This window comes from Pseudomonas fluorescens (assembly GCF_001307155.1).
Taxonomy (GTDB): domain Bacteria; phylum Pseudomonadota; class Gammaproteobacteria; order Pseudomonadales; family Pseudomonadaceae; genus Aquipseudomonas; species Aquipseudomonas helvetica.
Genome location: NZ_CP012830.1, coordinates 801,821 through 819,063, shown reverse-complemented (window position 1 = coordinate 819,063; position 17,243 = coordinate 801,821). Strand labels below are relative to the sequence as shown.

Below are 17,243 nucleotides of genomic sequence, written 5' to 3'. Positions count from 1 at the left end.
CCTAGCGCCTGTCGCTTAATCTCTGTCCCTGTCGCAGCTTCTCTCAGGCTGCCGATCGTCTACATCAGGGAGAGTCGAACATGTCCACGCAGATCCCCGTCAGCCATATGGCTTTTGTCCGTGCCCGCGCAGGCCGCTCGATGGAGTTGGGCGCGCGTTTGAGCAGCCTGATCGAACCGTCGCGTCAGGCCAGCGGTTGCCTGCACTTTGCCTTGCAGCATTCGTTGTGCGATCCCGAACTGTGGCTGGTGTCCGGTTTTTGGGTCGACCAGCAGGCCATGACCGCCTATTTCGGCACCCCGGCCATGCAGATCTTTGCCGAGTTGGTACAAGAGTTGGTGGTCAATAGCCTGGATTTTCACACCTTCAGCGAAGTCTCGGCGGCTCAGGCACACGGCGAATATCCGCAGTTGAACAGTGCCTCACTACAGCAGTTGGCCAGCTGACGGTTTAGAATGGCCGACTTTCCATTGGCCAGGATCCGCGACATGGCACGTAAAGAGTTTGCACAGTTCGAAGCTGTTTCCGCCGTAGTACCGGGTGAAGGAGGCTACAGCGCCGCCATCGCCGTCAAAGCCCTGGGTGGCTCAGGCGCCCCGCGCTTTCACAAAATCCTCGATGAACAGAAATTCAAGACCGCCTTCGAAGCCGATCAGGCTGCCGAGCAGAAGCTTGAGCAGTTGACCGACGTCGCTGAAGACGGCGAACTGGTCTGGTAACGATTTGACCTATGCCTTGGTGGCCCCCGGGCGGAACATCTTGAACAAGGCCTCAGGCCCCAGCTGGAAATAATCCGCCGGCCCACCGCCGCGCAGAATCGGTTCTGCCGCGGCGGTGTCGTACACCCCATCCTTGAGCAGCCACTTGGCGATATGCACGGCGACCACTTCGCCAAGAATCAGCCAGCTCGGCACCACTTCTTTATCCGCACGTTGCAACTGAATGATCTGCGTGACCTTGCACTCAAAGGACACCGGGCTTTCGGCGACGCGCGGCACCTGAATGATTTTCGAGGCTGCCGGCGTCAGCCCGGCCAGTTCGAATTCGTTGACGTCGGCCGGGACCGTCGCGCAGCTCTGGTTCATCTGCTCGGCCAACGGTCGGGTGGCCAGGTTCCAGGCGAATTCGCCGGTCTGCTCGATGTTGTTCAGGCTGTCTTTACGGCCGACGCTTGAGAACCCGATGATCGGCGGAATGTAGTTGAACGCGTTGAAAAAACTGTACGGCGCCAGGTTCAGTCGACCTTCGGCATCCTGCGAGGAAATCCAGCCGATAGGCCGCGGGCCGACGATGGCGTTGAATGGGTCGTGGGGCAGGCCATGGCCCAGGGCAGGTTCGTAGTAGTGAATATCATCAGACATGGCGGGCTCTTGTGCAGACGTAAAGGTGAAGGTTGCCATAGTGCAAGTCATTGAGGGTGAGTGCCACTCTCGCAGCGCCGGGTTTTCACTGTCCCAGAAACAACTAAGCCCGGCCGAAGCCGGGCTGTGAAGTCTGCCCAAGGTTTAGCTGATAGCGGCGGCAGTACCGGTGCGATCAAAACCGTCGGCGGCGATAGCGTCAGCGGTACCGGTGTGATCAAAACCATCAGACGCGACTTTGGCCGAGCCAGTGCGATCGAAGCCATCAGCGGCGAAAGACGCCGAGCCTGTGTGATCGTAACCATCAGCCGCGACAGCGGCCGAACGTTCAGCGGTGAAAGCGCCTGAACCGGTGCGGTCATAACCGTCGGCAGCGAAGGTGTTGGCGGCCAGTACGGAGAGGGTCAGGGCGAAGATCAGTTTGGTTTTCATGATGTGTACTCCAGGTGTGTTTGCGTGTTGTGCGTTGGGTATGGAGCTCATACTACGCATATAAAACTGATTAAAAAGCGCAAATAAATGCTAAAAACAATCGATTAAGTAGATATTAAGGTCGTTGCAGAATGTTCCAGACCACTGCTTCGAGGCCTGCATTGTGTATACGTACGAGATGTCGATATGGATTCAAGCGGCGACAGAACGAGAGTGTCAGCAGGGCATTAACGGATCGTTATCGGTTCGTCGCGGGTTGGCGGGGGGATTGGTGGTGTGCAGAACAAGTACGCGAGTCGTAGGGCTGCCGAGTTGTCTTAAGCGTCCTGTGATGATCGTTCTCAGGCAGGAGCGTGAGAACGATCACTCAACAGGCCGCCTGCCAGATCGCTATCGCGGGCAAGCCTGGCTCCCACAAAGGCCTTGCACCTTTGTGGGATTTTTGCCGGTCAGTCAGTCTCGATCCGCGAGTGTTTGCGGGTGTCCTTCATGGTTACGTACACCAGCAACGACACCGCGATGCAGGCGGTAACATACCAGTAGTAACCGGTTTCCATGCCAATGCTCTTGAACCACAGGGCGATGTATTCAGCGGTACCGCCGAAGATCGACACGGTCAGCGCATACGGCAGGCCGACGCCCAGCGCGCGGATTTCGGTGGGGAACAGCTCGGCTTTGACCACCGCGTTGATCGAGGTGTAGCCGCTGACGATGATCAACGCCGCCATGATCAGGAAGAACGCGCCCCACCAGGTCTGGATGGTGTGCAGGGTGGTGAGGATCGGCACGGTGAACAGGGTGCCGAGAATGCCGAAGGCAATCAGGATCGGCCGCCGCCCGACTTTATCCGAGAGGCCGCCGATGATCGGTTGCAGGCACATGAACAGGAACAGCGTGGCCGCCGAAATGGTGGTGGAGTCGGAGATGCTCATGCCGACCGTGTTCACCAGGTATTTCTGCATGTAGGTGGTGTAGGTGTAGAAGGCCAGGGTGCCGCCCATGGTCAGGCCGACCACGGTCATCAGTTCCTTGGGATGACGCAGCAGGGTGCGCATTGCGCTTTCTTTGGACTTTTCTTTCTTGGCGAACGACTCGGTTTCTTCCATCCCGCGACGCAGGTACAACGCGACGATGGCACACAGTGCACCGATGGCAAACGGAATGCGCCAGCCCCAATCGTACAGTTGTTCGGTGGTCAGGGTTTGCTGCAGCACGATCAGCACGCCCAGGGCGATGAGCTGGCCGGAGATCAGCGTGACGTACTGGAAGCTCGAGAAGAAGCCGCGACGTTCCTTGGTCGCCATCTCGCTCAAATAGGTGGCCGAGGTGCCGTACTCGCCACCGACCGACAGGCCCTGCAGCAAACGGGCGAACACCAACAGAATCGGTGCGCCGACGCCGATGGTTTCATAACCCGGGCTCAAGGCGATGATCAGCGAGCCGAAGCACATCAGGTACACCGACGCCATCAACGCGGCTTTACGCCCGGCGCGGTCGGCATACAGGCCCATCAGCCAGCCGCCGATCGGACGCATCAGAAAGCCCACGGCGAAAATCGCAGCGGTGTTCAGCAGTTGGGCGGTGGTGTCGCCTTTGGGGAAAAAGGCTTTGGCGAAGTACAGCGAGAAGGCGGCGTAGACATACCAGTCGTACCACTCGACCATGTTGCCGACAGAACCGCTGAAGATCGATTTGATGCGGCTGGCCGTGGTCTTTTCTTTGGCAGGCACAGCGGCCGACCCAAGAGGCAGGGTTTGTGAGTTATCCATGACGGATCCTTCATTTAATTGTTTTTGTGGAGCGCGCGTAAACGCAGCCTGCGAGGGCTATAGCAGGAGCTGTGCCAAGGGGGAGAGGGCCGGTTTAGAGGGGGTTACGGGAATGAGTGAGCGGAAATCCGCTTATGGTGAATAGGGTGATGAGCAAAAAACCGCCTACGCATGATCATTCCCACGCTCTGCGTGGGAATGATTGATTACAGGAACATCTCTCGGCTCAGCCCATGCCGCTGCATCTTTTCATTGAAGGTGCGACGCGGCAGTTGCAGTTCTTCCAGCACGGCTTTGATATCGCCCTTGTGCCGGGTCAGTGCGGCGCGCAGGCAGTGGGCTTCGAAGGCTTCCTGCTGGGCGGCGAGGGACTGGCCGGGTTCGATGCCGACCGGTTCCGGCTCGCCCAGGCCCAGCACCTGACGCTCGGCGACGTTCGCCAGTTCGCGCACATTGCCCGGCCAGTCGTGGCTCAGCAACCGACTCAACTGCGGGCCGCTCAGAGGCGGAAAGCTGCGTCCCAGCCGCTGCGCCGCAGCGTGAGCGAAGTGTTCGAACAACAACGGAATGTCTTCACGTCGTTCGCGCAACGGCGGCAGGCGCAACTCCGCAACGTTCAGTCGATACGCCAGGTCTTCGCGGAAACGCCCGGCGCGGGCTTCATCCAGCAGGTCGGGTTTGGTTGCGGCAATGATCCGCAGGTCTACGTGAATGCTCTGGTTGGAGCCCAGTCGTTCGAGCTTTTGCTCCTGCAACACGCGCAGCAATTTGACCTGCTGAGCCAGCGGCATGCTTTCGATTTCATCGAGGAACAAGGTGCCGCCATCGGCGTATTCCAGCTTGCCGATACGTTTGCCCTGAGCGCCGGTGAAGGCGCCGCTTTCATGACCGAATAACTCGGCTTCGAACAGTTGCTCGGGGATCGCCGCACAGTTCAGCGCCACGAACTGTTTGTCGGCACGCGGGCCGAAATCATGCAGGCAACGGGCGACCAGCTCTTTGCCGCTGCCGGTTTCGCCGCGAATCAGCACGTTCACCGGCAGCGCCGCGAGGTCCAGCACTTGCCGACGCAGGGTCTGCAAACCACGGGAGACGCCGAGCAGGCTGGCGTCGAGTTTGCTGCGGTTGTCGGCCTGTTCGTGCAGGGCACGGTTTTCCAGCACCAGTCGACGTTTGTCGAGCGCCCGGCGCAGGCTGCTGAGCAAGGTTTCCGGGCTGAAGGGTTTTTCGAGGAAGTCGTAGGCGCCATCGCGCATGGCTTCAACCGCCATCGGCACATCGCCGTGGCCGGTCAGCAGGATCACCGGCAAATCGGCGTCCCGCTGTTGCAGCCGGGCCAGCAGTTCCAGGCCGGTCATGCCGGGCATCCGCACATCGCTGAGGATCACCCCGGGAAAATTTGCCGGCAGTTGCGCCAGGCATTCATCGGCGCGGCTGAACAGTTTGACCTCGAACCCCGAGAGGCTCAGCCACTGTTCGACGGCATCACGAATACTGCTCTCATCGTCGACCACGATCACCGAGTTCAACATTGAATGTGCGTCTCCAGATCGATGGGCAAGGTGAGGGTGAAGACGGCACCGTCGCCGTGATTGTCGGCGCTCAGGCGACCGCCGAGTTCATGCACGATGGCGAACGATACCGCCAGCCCGAGGCCCAGGCCATCACCCACCGGTTTGGTGGTGAAGAATGGATCGAAGACCTTCGGCAGATCCTGCGGCGCAATACCGCCACCGCTGTCGGCGACGGTCAGGCGCCATAGCTGTTCATCGGCTTCAAGGCGGATTTCCAGACGCTTGAGTGGTTTGTCACGCATCGCATCGAGGGCGTTGCGCAGCAGATTGATCAGCACCTGTTCCAGGCGAATCGCATCGCCGCGAACCCAGGCCGGGCGACTCATGTGCAAAACCCGGTCGATCTGTTCATCGCGCAGTCGAGCGTCAAGTAACTGCAAGGATTGATCGACCACCGCCGCCAGGTCCAGACGCTCGCGCAAACCGCTGGGGCTTTTGCGCGCGAACGTCTTGAGATGACCGGTGAGGGCGGCCATGCGTGTCAGCATCTCATCCACCGGCCTCAGCGCTTTATACGCGTCGTCGACCCGGCCATGATCGAGCAGCAGGCGCAAGGTCGCCAGCTGCGTGCGCTGGGCGGTGAGTGGCTGGTTGATTTCATGGGCCAGGGCCGCCGACATTTGCCCCAGCGCCGCGAGTTTGGCCGATTGCACCAGGCCGTCCTGAGCGGTGCGCAGCTCGCGGGTGCGCTCTTCGACCAAGCGTTCAAGCTCTTCGCGGCTGCGCTGGCGCAACCTGGCCAAGCGCCAACGCTGGCTGAGAAACAGCAGCAAAAACACCAGTGCCAGCCAGAGTCCGGCAGCGGCCAACCCGGCGTTACGCACATCTTCGAAGGCCACCTGCGGGCGACGCAGCAGGTGCAAGGTCCAGCCTTCGGTGCTCAAGGGCAGCGATTCCCAGAGGTAATCCGCTGTGCCGTCGGGGCCGTCGACGCGGGCCAGATAACTGTTCTGGTCAAAGCGTCGAATCGGTTGATGGTCAAGCGGGGTCAGCGGCTGCTTGTCGTATTGGCGAGTGGTTTTGAGCTCGGCGCGGTCGGTGTCCGATAGCGTGCCCAGCAACCGATAGCGCCACCCCGGCTGGTTGGCGATAAACACTATGCCCCGTGCATCGCTGACCAGCAGCGTGTCGCTGCCTTGGCGCCATTCGCGTTCCAGCTCCGGAAACTCGAGTTTCACCACCATGGCGCCGAGAAACTCGCCGTTATCGCCCGTCACCGCACTGGACAGAAAATACCCGGGAATTCCACTGGTCACGCCCACCGCGTAAAAGCGTCCGGCACCCTGGATGCGGGTCTGGCTGAAATAAGGGCGGAAGCCGTAGTTGTGGCCGACGTAACTGCTGGGCAAGCGCCAATTGCTGGCGGCCACGGCCAGGCCCGTGTGATCCAGCAGTTCCAGGGTGGACGACTGGGCCGCGCCGTTGATCTTCTCCAGTTTACGGTTCAGTGCGTCCTGTTGATCAGCACTCACCGGGCCATCGAGTGCGGCGCGCAGTTCCGGGTCTAGCGCCAGCACCGCGGGCAGGGTGCGGTAACGTTCGATCAAGGTGTGCAGGGAATTGGCGTACAGCGCCAGTTGCTGATTGGCGCGGGCGGCATCGTCCACCTGGGCCTGGCGTTCAGCGTGGCGCATGGCAAGGCCGGCGGCCAACGCAGCGCCAGCAAGGATCAGCAGGGTATACAGCGTCAGGCGTAATGGACGAGAGATCGCAAGCATGGCGTAAGAAACAGTCAGCAATACGGGCGCGCACCATAGCATGCAGTGGTGCAGGAGGGCTTGACCAAAGGCACCGTTGGCGAGTCGTTATGGAGAATAAAAAAAGCCGCGCTGTTTTTGCAAACAGGGCGGCTTTCTTTTCCAGCGGTTAAAGGCTTATTGCACTTCTACTGCCAGGCTTTCACTGATTTTCTTCTGCCAGATGGCTGGGCCGGTGATGTGCACCGACTCGCCCTTGCTGTCGACCGCAACGGTCACCGGCATGTCTTTGACGTCGAACTCGTAGATCGCTTCCATGCCCAGTTCGGCGAACGCCACCACGCGGGATTTTTTGATCGCTTGCGCTACCAGGTAAGCCGCGCCGCCGACTGCCATCAAGTAAACAGCCTTGTGGTCCTTGATCGCTTCGATCGCGGTCGGGCCGCGTTCGGATTTGCCGATCATGCCCAGCAGGCCGGTTTGCTCGAGGATCTGGCGGGTGAACTTGTCCATCCGCGTCGCGGTAGTCGGGCCAGCTGGGCCGACCACTTCTTCGCGTACCGGATCGACCGGGCCGACGTAGTAGATGAAGCGACCCTTGAGGTCCACCGGCAGGGTTTCACCCTTGTTCAGCATCTCGACCATGCGCTTGTGCGCAGCGTCGCGACCGGTGAGCATCTTACCGTTCAGCAGGACGGTTTCGCCTGGCTTCCAGCTCTGCACTTCTTCAGGTGTCAGGGTGTCGAGATTGACGCGGCGGGCCGACGGGCCGGCTTCCCAGACGATTTCCGGGTAGGCGTCCAACGGTGGCGCTTCCAGCGACGCCGGGCCGGAACCGTCGAGCACGAAGTGCGCGTGACGGGTGGCGGCGCAGTTGGGGATCATGCACACCGGCAACGAGGCGGCGTGGGTCGGGTAATCCATGATCTTCACGTCGAGCACGGTGGTCAGGCCACCCAGGCCCTGGGCGCCGATGCCCAGTTGGTTGACCTTCTCGAACAACTCCAGGCGCATCTCTTCGATACGGTTGGACGGGCCGCGTTTTTTCAGCTCGTGGATGTCGATGGATTCCATCAACACTTCCTTGGCCATGACCGCGGCTTTCTCGGCGGTGCCGCCGATGCCGATGCCGAGCATGCCCGGTGGGCACCAGCCAGCGCCCATTTCCGGAACGGTTTTCAGCACCCAGTCAACGATCGAGTCGGACGGGTTGAGCATGGCCATTTTCGACTTGTTCTCGGAACCGCCGCCCTTGGCTGCCACGTCGACTTCCACGGTGTTACCCGGAACGATCGAGTAGTGGATCACCGCCGGGGTGTTGTCCTTGGTGTTTTTACGAGCGCCCGCCGGGTCGGCGAGGATCGAAGCACGCAGGACGTTTTCCGGCAGGTTGTAGGCGCGACGCACGCCTTCGTTGATCATGTCGTCCAGGCTCATGGTCGCGCCATCCCAGCGCACGTCCATACCTACGCGTACGAACACGGTGACGATACCGGTGTCCTGGCAAATCGGACGGTGGCCGGTAGCGCACATGCGCGAGTTGATCAGAATCTGCGCCATCGAATCGCGGGCTGCCGGCGACTCTTCACGCAGGTAGGCCTCGTGCATCGCCTGGATGAAATCCACGGGGTGGTAGTAGGAAATGAACTGCAGGGCGTCAGCAACGCTCTGAATCAGGTCGTCTTGCTTGATCACGGTCATGAGTCGCGCTCCTCTAAAAGACGGGAACATTCAATAAGGTGCTTGCAGTTGGGGTGCATCGGTCGGCTGCAAGCACCTTTCAAGGCACGCCGGGGTTGCTGGCGCGACGCTAAAAAGGCGCGGCAGTATAACGCGCCTCGAAGCCGGGCACACCCGCCGGCAGTCAAACCAAAGTCGCATAGGGTCAAGCATGCCCATCTGTTGGCAAACCTTTGTGGCGAGGGAGCTTGCTCCCGCTGGACTGCGAAGCAGGCCTAAAGCTTCTCACCTCGATGTCTCAGGCACACCTGGCTGGCTGGATTTGCGGCCGCTTCGCAGCCGAGCGGGAGCAAGCTCCCTCGCCACAAAGGTTTGCCTGGCCTGCATTGCATCGTGCGTGCCTATCACCTCAAAATTGAATGGTCATTCTTGAGGTGCAACACTAAAGTGGCATCTGGCATTTCAGGGTAGGACACTGTTATCAGTCCCCCCTTCGCACGGTGAGCCAACGATTGACCCATAACGCTCTCCAGAGTCTGTTGCTCAAGCGCTTTATTCTGGCGACGGGCACCTATGCGCTGGTGTTATTGCTGCTGTGGCTGGCGATTCTCAGTGGTCACTATCAAGGGTCGGTGCGCAGCGCGGTAATCGGTACAGTGCTGGTGATACTCAGCCAGACGGTGTTGTTCGCGCTGTTTTTCACTGGGCGCAATCTGCGTTTTGCCGACCCTGGCCTGACTGAAGTTCAGGTGCTCCTGGGGCTTGGCTGGCAGACCTGGTTGATCGCTCATCTGGACTCGGCCCGTGGCGCCTTCCTGGTGTTTTACCTGTTGATTCTGTTATTCGGACTTTTCCATCTGCCGCGCCAAGCGTTCATCCGATGTGCGGCCTTGGTCTTTTTCAGCTTTGCGGGCCTTAACCTCTGGGAAGGTTATCACCTCGAACCGGTCGACCCGGCGCTGGCGGCGCTGCAAGTCTGCGTGTTGTTTATCGTGCTGGTCTGGCTGACGCTATATGCCGGCTACGTTCAGACCTCACGCCAACGCATGCGCAAGCGGCGCTTTGCCTTGCAAGCGCATCAAGACACCTTGCGCGGGATGATGCGCCAACTCGAAGACCTGGTTGCCACCGACGAACTCACGGGGTTGTTCAACCGCCGGCATTTTCTACGCCTGACCACGCGCGAACTGCGCAGCATGGAAGAGGGTACGGTGCATGGTCTGGCACTGATTGACCTCGACTATTTCAAACGCATCAACGACAAGTATGGCCATGCGGCCGGCGATCAGGTGTTGCAGGCGTTCGCCGGTGTCGCCACCGCCTGCCTGCGTGAAGACGATGTACTGGCGCGTTATGGCGGTGAGGAGTTTGTGTTGTTGCTACCCGATTGTGATCCCGAGCGCCTGACCTCTTGCTGCGAGCGGCTGCGCATTGCCTTTACCGAGGTCGAACTGGTCGGTCTGCCGGTGCAGGACCTGAGCCTGTCCGCCGGCATGACCTTGCTTGAGTCGGGCGACGATCTGGATGGCGCCTTGCAGCGTGCCGATCAGGCGCTGTATCGCGCCAAGCGTGACGGTCGCAATCGCTGCGCCGCCGCCTGGGAAAACGCCGATGCCTGATCTAAGGGTGGGCGAACTTCAGTGGTCGGTGGCAGCGGGCAGCAACCTGCTCGACGCGCTTAACCAGAAGGGGATGCACGTGCCCTACAGCTGCCGCGCCGGCAGTTGCCATGCGTGCATGGTGCATTGCCTCAAAGGCGAGGTGAGCGACCGACGTCCCGATGCGCTGAGTGCCGAGCAACGTGAGCAAGGTTGGCGGCTGGCCTGTCAGTGCGAGGTCGTCGATGACCTGCACGTAGCGGTATTCGATCCGCTGCGCGACGGTTTGCCGGCCACCGTTGAGGCTGCCGATTGGTTGAGCCCCAGCGTGTTGCGCCTGCGTTTGCAGCCCGAGCGGCCCTTGCGCTATCAGGCCGGGCAGCATCTGGTGTTGTGGGCCGGTAATGTGGCGCGGCCGTATTCGCTGGCCAGCCTGCCGCAGGAAGATCGTTTTCTGGAGTTTCACCTCGACTGCCGCTTGCCGGGCGAATTCAGCGATGCGGCACGCTTGCTGAAAATCGGCGACCCGATTCGCCTGGGCGAGTTGCGCGGCGGTGCGCTGCATTATGACCCCGACTGGCAAACCCAGCCGTTGTGGCTGCTGGCGACCGGCACCGGATTGGCGCCATTGTTCGGTGTGTTGCGCGAGGCGTTGCGCCAGGATCATCAAGGCCCCATCCGGGTAATTCACCTGGCCCATGATGCCAGCGAGCATTACCTGGCCAAACCCTTGGCGGCGCTGGCGGCACAGCGTCCCAACCTTAGCGTCGAGCTGTTGACGGCGGCTGAGCTGACCGTGGCTTTGGCGCAATTGCGCCTTGTTTCCCGGCAAACCCTGGCTTTACTCTGCGGGCACCCCGACAGCGTCGACGCCTTTGCCCGACGCCTGTACCTGGCAGGGCTGCCGCGCAATCAACTGCTGGCCGATGTTTTCGTGCCGCGGGGTTGAACGCGAAATCACTTTCACGAGATTCACCATGACGAACGCCATCCTGCTGGAACGTGAGCGCGGGCTGCTGACCTTGCGCCTCAACCGCCCGGACAAGAAAAACGCCCTGACCCGCGCGATGTACAGCCAGTTGGCGGACGCCTTGCTACAGGCCGACGCCGACCCCGAGATCAACGCCATACTGATCACCGGCACCCGTGAATGCTTTACCGCGGGCAACGACATTGCTGATTTCCTTGAAGAACCGCCGAGCGACCTCACCAGCCCGGTGTTCCAGTTCATGCGCAACCTGCTGGAATGCCGCAAACCGGTGATCGCGGCCGTGGCCGGCGCTGCGGTGGGCATTGGCACCACCTTGCTACTGCATTGCGACCTGGTGTACATCAGCGCGGATGCGAAGTTGCGCATGCCGTTCGTCAACCTCGGGCTGTGCCCGGAGTTCGGTTCCAGCCTGATCCTGCCGCGCTTGCTCGGGCAGGCCAAAGCCGCCGAACTGTTGCTGCTGGGCGAAGGTTTCAATGGTGAACAAGCCGCCGCCTGGGGCATCGCGACCCAAGCGTTGCCCACCGGTGAGGCTGCACTGGCCAAGGCGCGCGAGATGGCATTGCGCTTCGAAACACTGGCGCCCGAAGCCGTGCGCATCAGCAAGCAGTTGATGAAAGCCCCGGACCGCGAACAGCTGCGCAAAGCGATCGAGGAGGAGGGCAACCTGTTTGTCCAACGGCTGCGCTCGCCGGAAGCGATTGCGGCGTTGTCGGGGTTTATCAACAGAGCCTGAATCTTTGTTGATTGGGCCGACGCCATCGCGAGCTTGCTCGCGATGGCGGCAGACCGGGCGACGCATGTCTAGGGTCAAAAACCAAAAAGCCCCGCCATTCACATGGCGGGGCTTTGCGTTTCAGCGCTCTTTTACTCAGACCATCTTGTCGCCAACGTGCAGGATCTTCATGCCGTTGGTGCCACCGATGGTGTGGTAGCTGTCGCCCTTGGTCAGGATGACCCAGTCGCCTTTCTCGACCACACCGAGTTTGAGCAACTCGTCGATCGCAGCCTGGCTGACTTGCTCGGGCGGCAACGATGCCGGGTCGAACGGTACAGTGTAGACGCCACGGAACATGGCGGCGCGGGCCTGGGTTTCGCGGTGCGGGGAGAACGCGTAGATCGGCACCGAAGAACGAATGCGCGACATGATCAACGGCGTGTAGCCACTTTCGGTCAAGGCGATGATCGCCTTCACGCCCGGGAAGTGGTTGGCGGTGTACATGGCGGCCAGGGCAATGCTCTGGTCGCAGCTTTCGAACACTTTACCGATGCGGTGGCTGGAGGTTTTGCTGGTCGGGTGCTTTTCAGCGCCGATGCAAATCCGTGCCATGGCCTGGACCGCTTCGAGCGGGTATTGGCCGGCGGCGCTTTCTGCCGAGAGCATCACGGCGTCGGTGTAGTCGAGTACGGCGTTGGCTACGTCGGACACTTCAGCGCGGGTCGGCATCGGGTTCAGGATCATCGACTCCATCATCTGGGTCGCGACGATCACCGCTTTATTGTGGCGGCGTGCGTGCAGGATGATCTTCTTCTGAATACCCACCAGCTCGGCGTCGCCGATTTCCACGCCCAGGTCACCACGGGCGACCATCACGGCGTCCGAGGCTTTGATCAGGCCATCGAGGGTTTCGTCATCGGCCACGGCTTCAGCGCGCTCGATCTTCGCCACCAGCCAGGCAGTACCGCCGGCTTCGTCGCGCAGTTGGCGGGCGTATTCCATGTCGGCGGCATCGCGCGGGAAGGACACGGCGAGGTAGTCGACTTCCATTTCGGCGGCGAGCTTGATGTCGGCCTTGTCTTTTTCAGTCAGGGCCGGAGCCGTCAGGCCGCCACCGCGACGGTTGATGCCTTTGTGGTCCGACAGCGGGCCGCCGATGGTCACGGTGCAATGCAGTTCGGTGGCGGTGGCGGTATCAACGCGCATCACCACGCGGCCGTCGTCGAGCAGCAGCTCGTCGCCCACGCCGCAGTCTTTCACCAGGTCCGGGTAGTCGATGCCGACCACTTGCTGGTTGCCTTCGGTCAACGGATGGCTGGTGGAGAAGGTGAATTGATCACCGATCTTCAGCTCGATCTTCTTGTTGGCGAATTTGGCGATACGGATTTTCGGGCCTTGCAGGTCACCCAGCAGGGCAACGAAGCGCCCGTGCTTGGCAGCGAGGTCACGCACCAGCTTGGCGCGAGCCTTGTGCTCGTCGGGGGTGCCGTGGGAGAAGTTCAAGCGGGCGACGTCCAGGCCAGCCAGAATCAGCTGTTCGAGAACTTCCGGCGAGTTACTGGCCGGGCCAAGGGTAGCGACGATTTTGGTACGACGGACGGACATGCAAAGACTCCTGAGTTCAAGCGCTGGGTGAGGCTACTATGGTCCGATGCTGTAGTCATTGTTCGTTTGCACTACTTTTCATTTGTTTCTTTAAACGAACATTCCTGAAAATTTTCGGATCCGTCCATTGATAAGCACCTGCCGTTTGTCGGCGCTGTTGGTTTTAGCAGGTAGGCAGGCATTAGGGGGCGGGGTTGAATGCTCTGGAGGCTCGTCAAAAGGTGACGAGTCAAGGAGATGACAACATGACCACGGACACCCAGGTGCTGATTATTCCGGTAATCGTGCAACCGGCAGAGGGCGCAACAGAGCAAAACAAGGTCAAGGTATCGGGAACCGCTAAGGCAGGCGCCGTCGTTACTATTGCCAAGGCAGGCGACCACAACCATTGGTTTTTGAAAGTCGTCGCGGCTGCGGCGGACGGTCGTTGGGCGGGTACTTTTGGTGAAGACCTGCCCCAAGGTGTGCATAAGATTCAGGCACAGCAGATGCTTAACGGTGTCGTTTCGCCTTGGTCATCGGTTCGAACATTCAAGGTCGACTGACCGGCACATTTTCCTGTATTCAAAAGCCCACTGAGCCTTGGCGGCTCAGTGGGCTTTTTTCGCTTGATCCGGTGATTGAAGATTTTCACCAACGGGTCGATACAGAGCACAAGACAGGAGAACCCCCATGCGATTCGTGCTCATTGCCGCCCTTGCCCTCAGTGCTACGGGTTGCACCCGTTGGTCGATGGACCATCATTTGAACAACGCCTACCGCGCTTATGACCGAGGCAATTGCGAGGACGCGATGCTCGAATTGTCCCAGGTCGATCGCAACAGCCGGGCGCGGCGCTATATACAGCCGGAAGTGTCGATGCTGCGCGGCCAGTGCCTGGAACGTCAGAAGCTCTATGTCGATGCGGCCCAGACTTACCAGTTCATCATCGCCCAGTACCCGGACAACGAGTACGCGTACCGTGCCCGCGCGCGGCTGGAAACCTTGCAGTCGCTGGGTTGGTATCCACCGCGCAGCAGCGCCAAAGCCATTCCCGCGCCTTTGTAAGTTTTAACCCCAAAAGATCGTCCGAACGCGGCCCGATCTTTTGGCGGTGTACGTGCCAGCCTTGAGCTAATCTTCGATTAGCGCGTTTTAGAATGTTCAACCTAAATCACGTTAATCCCTGTGATCGGCGGCGGTGAGGCGAATGCACAACAATGACGTTCGCACCGGGATCGGGGAGAGCGCTCCTGTCTGGCAGGTACGTTCCGAAGTATGAGTACGACCCTGCTCAAGGGGCTTAATCGTGATAAACAGCCTGTTCACTGACCGCCGGATCGAGCGGCATCAACTGCCGTGTTTTCTGAGGGTGTTCAACAGCGTCACCGACAAACCCATCGGTTTTCTCGGCAATGTTTCCGAAGACGGCCTGATGCTTATCAGCCTGTTGCCGATGATGGTTGGCGCAGCGTTTGACCTGCGCCTGAAAATTCCCGCCAGCGAGGGGCTGTTGCAGGTCATCGACCTGCGCGCCATTTGCTTGTGGTGCCATGAAGACGCCACTCCTCAGCATTACGACGCCGGTTTCGAGGTGCAACGTGCACCGCCTGAATACGGGCAACTGGTGAGCGCCTTGCACCAGTACTTCAGTTTTTATCCGGTGCCGGCTTCGGTTTAACTCCCCCTCCTACAGACGCGCGTTACAGCTGAAGCCCGTATTCGATCGGCTGGATCGGGTGCTCGTTGTCCAGCGCCTTCTCCACCACCAACAACCCGTGCTCGGTCAATTGATGGATCGCCAGCGCCAGGTTGCGGTGCTTGTCTTCCAGGTCGTCGGACAGGTCGAGGATCAATGTGCTCACCGAGCAGAACGTCTCGTAGGTGTAGGCCATCAAGGCTTCGTTGTTGATGTCGGGGAGCACGGCGAAGAACTTCAGTGAGCGCCGTTCATAGTCACGTGGGTTGCCGGTGCCGGGTTTGAGGTAGTGGTCCAGCGCTTTGTGCGCGGCGGCGTGGAGCTTTTTCGAGTCGGGGGAGTCGTAGGGGGAAACGTTGTCGTATTCGGGGGGATTCGGAGTGGCTTTGAACATTCTGTTGTTTCCTTGAGTGGGACTGCCACCGACTCGCGACTAAACGAGGGGTGGCGGCTGAACGCAGGTTAGTCGACCGGGAGGAAACACGAAAAACCGGCGCGCCCGAGGGCGCCCTGCGCACAGCCACCATAACGTTCAGGGATAGGGAATACCTGACCATCTGGAGCGCAGTGCACCTACGTGTAACCTCCGAGCGACTAAACCCGATCGCTGATGGGCAGCGATAGGACTCACGTTAGCCGTGGCGAACAAGGTGCACAAGCCGGCGGATTCTGGCGGATGTGTAGGCTGCGGCGCAAGGATTTGTAGCCTCAGGCCGGTGATGTGATTGTGGTGAGATTTTTAGAGCACTCCGGCTTTTTTCCAGCTCAAATACCGCGTCACCAACTCCGAGCCCAGTTCACTGGGCCGCACATCCAGCACCGGCACTCCATGAGCGCTCAACCGTTCATGGAGTTCGGTCCGGGCATTCAAATAATCCACCGTGCCGCAGTAAGCCAGGGCTTCATCCAGGGTTTGCACGGGGGACTGCCGCAACTGATCGAGTATTCCTTCGCGCAAACTCGCCACCAACACTCGATGTTGGCGGCCGATGCGTTTGACCGTGCTGAGCAATTCGTCATCGTCTTCATCACGCAGGTTGGTGATCAGCACCACCAGCGCCCGACGTTTTTGACGGGCCAGCAATTGGCTGGCGGCGGCCTGGTAGTCGGCCGGGCGTTGGCTGCTGTCCAGGTCGTAGACGGTGTTGAGCAACACATTGAGTTGGCCAGTACCTTTGACCGGGGCGAGGTAGCGTGGTTGATCGCCCGCGAAGGTGCAAAGACCCACGGCATCGCCCTGACGTAACGCCACGTAGCTGAGCAGCAGGCAGGCATTGAGCGCATGGTCGAAATGCGCCAGTTCACCGTCCAGGCTGCGCATTTGGCGGCCGCAGTCGAGCAGGAAGATGATCTGCTGGTCGCGCTCGTCCTGGTACTCACGGGCAATCGGTGTGCGTTGGCGGGCGGTGGCTTTCCAGTCGATCTGGCGCAGGCTGTCGCCTTCGCGAAACTCACGCAGTTGATGAAACTCCAGACCCAACCCGCGACGTTGCCGCTGGCGCACACCGAGCTGGCTCAGCCAGTTGTCGACGGCCAGCAATTGCGCACCGTACAGACGGGCGAAATCCGGGTAGACGCGGGTGCTGTCGGTGACGTTCAGATAGCGCCGGGCGGACCATAAACCGAAGGGGCTGGGCAGGTTGATTTCGCAGCGCCCGAAGCTGAAATGGCCACGCCGCAGAGGGCGCAGGCGATAACTGATCAGGCTGTGCTGGCCGGGTTGCAGTTCGACCGATTGTGGCAGGTGTTCGAAGCTCAGGCCGTCGGGGACATGGTCGAACAGTTGCACGTTCAGTGGCTGAGAATAGTCGTGCGTAATCTCCACATGGACGTCACTCCAGCGCCCGAGCGCGAGGCTACCGGGCATCTGACGGTGCACGCCGGGTGACGGCAGGCGCATCAGCCGGACGGCATCGAGCAGCGCCAGCAACAGAAGCGCCAGCAGCAAGCCCCAGTTGATCGACAGCAGGCTCGGTGCAACGCTGAAACCCAGCGCCCTTAATGTACCGAGCACGATGCTCAGGCCTAGCAGGGCGGCCAGCCAGATCAGCAAGAGGCGAGTGGGTTTCATGGTGTGGGGCTCCTGGTCATAGGGTCACCCACCTGCTTGAAAGGCATACGAATTGTGGCGAGGGAGCTT

Annotated in this window: 17 protein-coding genes; 8 read left to right on the top strand and 9 right to left on the bottom strand. The window is 60.3% G+C overall.

Translation table 11 applies throughout. The features are described 5' to 3' along the window. The first annotated feature begins 80 nt into the window (after positions 1-80). Together AO353_RS03830 and AO353_RS03825 are read left to right on the top strand one after the other, a co-directional pair. A complete protein-coding gene (locus tag AO353_RS03830) occupies positions 81-446 on the top strand; it encodes a putative quinol monooxygenase (RefSeq protein WP_054593753.1) in 366 nt (121 codons plus the stop codon). Positions 447-455: 9 nt separating this feature from the next. Next, a complete protein-coding gene (locus AO353_RS03825) occupies positions 456-719 on the top strand; it encodes a hypothetical protein (RefSeq protein WP_054593752.1) in 264 nt (87 codons plus the stop codon). Positions 720-728: 9 nt separating this feature from the next. On the opposite strand, the gene AO353_RS03820 is transcribed toward AO353_RS03825, so the two are convergent. The 6 genes from AO353_RS03820 to AO353_RS03795 form a co-directional block, all read right to left on the bottom strand. After that, positions 729-1,361: a flavin reductase family protein gene (locus AO353_RS03820; RefSeq protein ID WP_054593751.1), complete on the bottom strand. Its 633-nt coding sequence runs from the start codon at positions 1,359-1,361 to the stop codon at positions 729-731. A 144-nt stretch (positions 1,362-1,505) separates the two neighbouring features. After that, positions 1,506-1,793 carry a hypothetical protein gene (locus AO353_RS03815; RefSeq protein WP_054593750.1) on the bottom strand — a complete coding sequence of 96 codons (288 nt, stop codon included), beginning with the start codon at positions 1,791-1,793 and terminating at the stop codon, positions 1,506-1,508. Between the two features lie 449 nt (positions 1,794-2,242). Beyond that, complete coding sequence (locus tag AO353_RS03810) at positions 2,243-3,562, bottom strand: MFS transporter (RefSeq protein ID WP_054593749.1); 1,320 nt, start codon at positions 3,560-3,562, stop codon at positions 2,243-2,245. A 206-nt stretch (positions 3,563-3,768) separates the two neighbouring features. Beyond that, a complete protein-coding gene (locus tag AO353_RS03805) occupies positions 3,769-5,094 on the bottom strand; it encodes a sigma-54-dependent transcriptional regulator (protein WP_054593748.1) in 1,326 nt (441 codons plus the stop codon). Beyond that, positions 5,088-6,854, bottom strand: coding sequence for a sensor histidine kinase (locus AO353_RS03800; RefSeq protein WP_054593747.1), 1,767 nt, complete (start codon positions 6,852-6,854; stop codon positions 5,088-5,090). The genes AO353_RS03805 and AO353_RS03800 overlap by 7 nt, the downstream gene beginning before the upstream one ends. Before the next feature lie 156 nt (positions 6,855-7,010). After that, positions 7,011-8,534, bottom strand: a complete 1,524-nt coding sequence (locus AO353_RS03795) for a fumarate hydratase (protein WP_054593746.1) — start codon at positions 8,532-8,534, stop codon at positions 7,011-7,013. Between the two features lie 491 nt (positions 8,535-9,025). On the opposite strand from AO353_RS03795, the gene AO353_RS03790 reads away from it, so the two are divergent. The 3 genes from AO353_RS03790 to AO353_RS03780 are packed head-to-tail and all read left to right on the top strand — an operon-like array spanning position 9,026 to position 11,838. Beyond that, complete coding sequence (locus AO353_RS03790; RefSeq protein ID WP_054593745.1) at positions 9,026-10,132, top strand: sensor domain-containing diguanylate cyclase; 1,107 nt, start codon at positions 9,026-9,028, stop codon at positions 10,130-10,132. Beyond that, positions 10,125-11,060, top strand: a complete 936-nt coding sequence (locus AO353_RS03785; protein WP_054593744.1) for an iron-sulfur-binding ferredoxin reductase — start codon at positions 10,125-10,127, stop codon at positions 11,058-11,060. Before AO353_RS03790 ends, AO353_RS03785 begins: the two co-directional genes overlap by 8 nt. 28 nt (positions 11,061-11,088) lie before the next feature. Next, positions 11,089-11,838, top strand: a complete 750-nt coding sequence (locus AO353_RS03780; protein ID WP_054593743.1) for an enoyl-CoA hydratase-related protein — start codon at positions 11,089-11,091, stop codon at positions 11,836-11,838. A gap of 135 nt (positions 11,839-11,973) precedes the next feature. On the opposite strand, the gene pyk is transcribed toward AO353_RS03780, so the two are convergent. Continuing rightward, positions 11,974-13,425: a pyruvate kinase gene (pyk, locus tag AO353_RS03775; RefSeq protein WP_054593742.1), complete on the bottom strand. Its 1,452-nt coding sequence runs from the start codon at positions 13,423-13,425 to the stop codon at positions 11,974-11,976. Between the two features lie 245 nt (positions 13,426-13,670). Here pyk and AO353_RS03770 point away from each other — a divergent pair, with 245 nt between their 5' ends. The 3 genes from AO353_RS03770 to AO353_RS03760 all read left to right on the top strand — a co-directional run bounded on the left by AO353_RS03770 (position 13,671) and on the right by AO353_RS03760 (position 15,085). Further along, complete coding sequence (locus AO353_RS03770; RefSeq protein WP_054593741.1) at positions 13,671-13,970, top strand: hypothetical protein; 300 nt, start codon at positions 13,671-13,673, stop codon at positions 13,968-13,970. Positions 13,971-14,097: 127 nt separating this feature from the next. Then, positions 14,098-14,472, top strand: a complete 375-nt coding sequence (locus tag AO353_RS03765) for a tetratricopeptide repeat protein (RefSeq protein WP_054593740.1) — start codon at positions 14,098-14,100, stop codon at positions 14,470-14,472. Between the two features lie 253 nt (positions 14,473-14,725). After that, a complete protein-coding gene (locus AO353_RS03760) occupies positions 14,726-15,085 on the top strand; it encodes a PilZ domain-containing protein (protein WP_054598168.1) in 360 nt (119 codons plus the stop codon). A 22-nt stretch (positions 15,086-15,107) separates the two neighbouring features. Here the strand turns inward: AO353_RS03760 and AO353_RS03755 are convergent, their stop codons facing one another. Next, positions 15,108-15,497, bottom strand: coding sequence for a DUF6124 family protein (locus AO353_RS03755; protein ID WP_054593739.1), 390 nt, complete (start codon positions 15,495-15,497; stop codon positions 15,108-15,110). Between the two features lie 345 nt (positions 15,498-15,842). After that, on the bottom strand, positions 15,843-17,174 hold the full coding sequence (locus AO353_RS03750; RefSeq protein ID WP_054593738.1) for a DUF58 domain-containing protein: 1,332 nt from the start codon (positions 17,172-17,174) through the stop codon (positions 15,843-15,845). Positions 17,175-17,243: the final 69 nt, after the last annotated feature.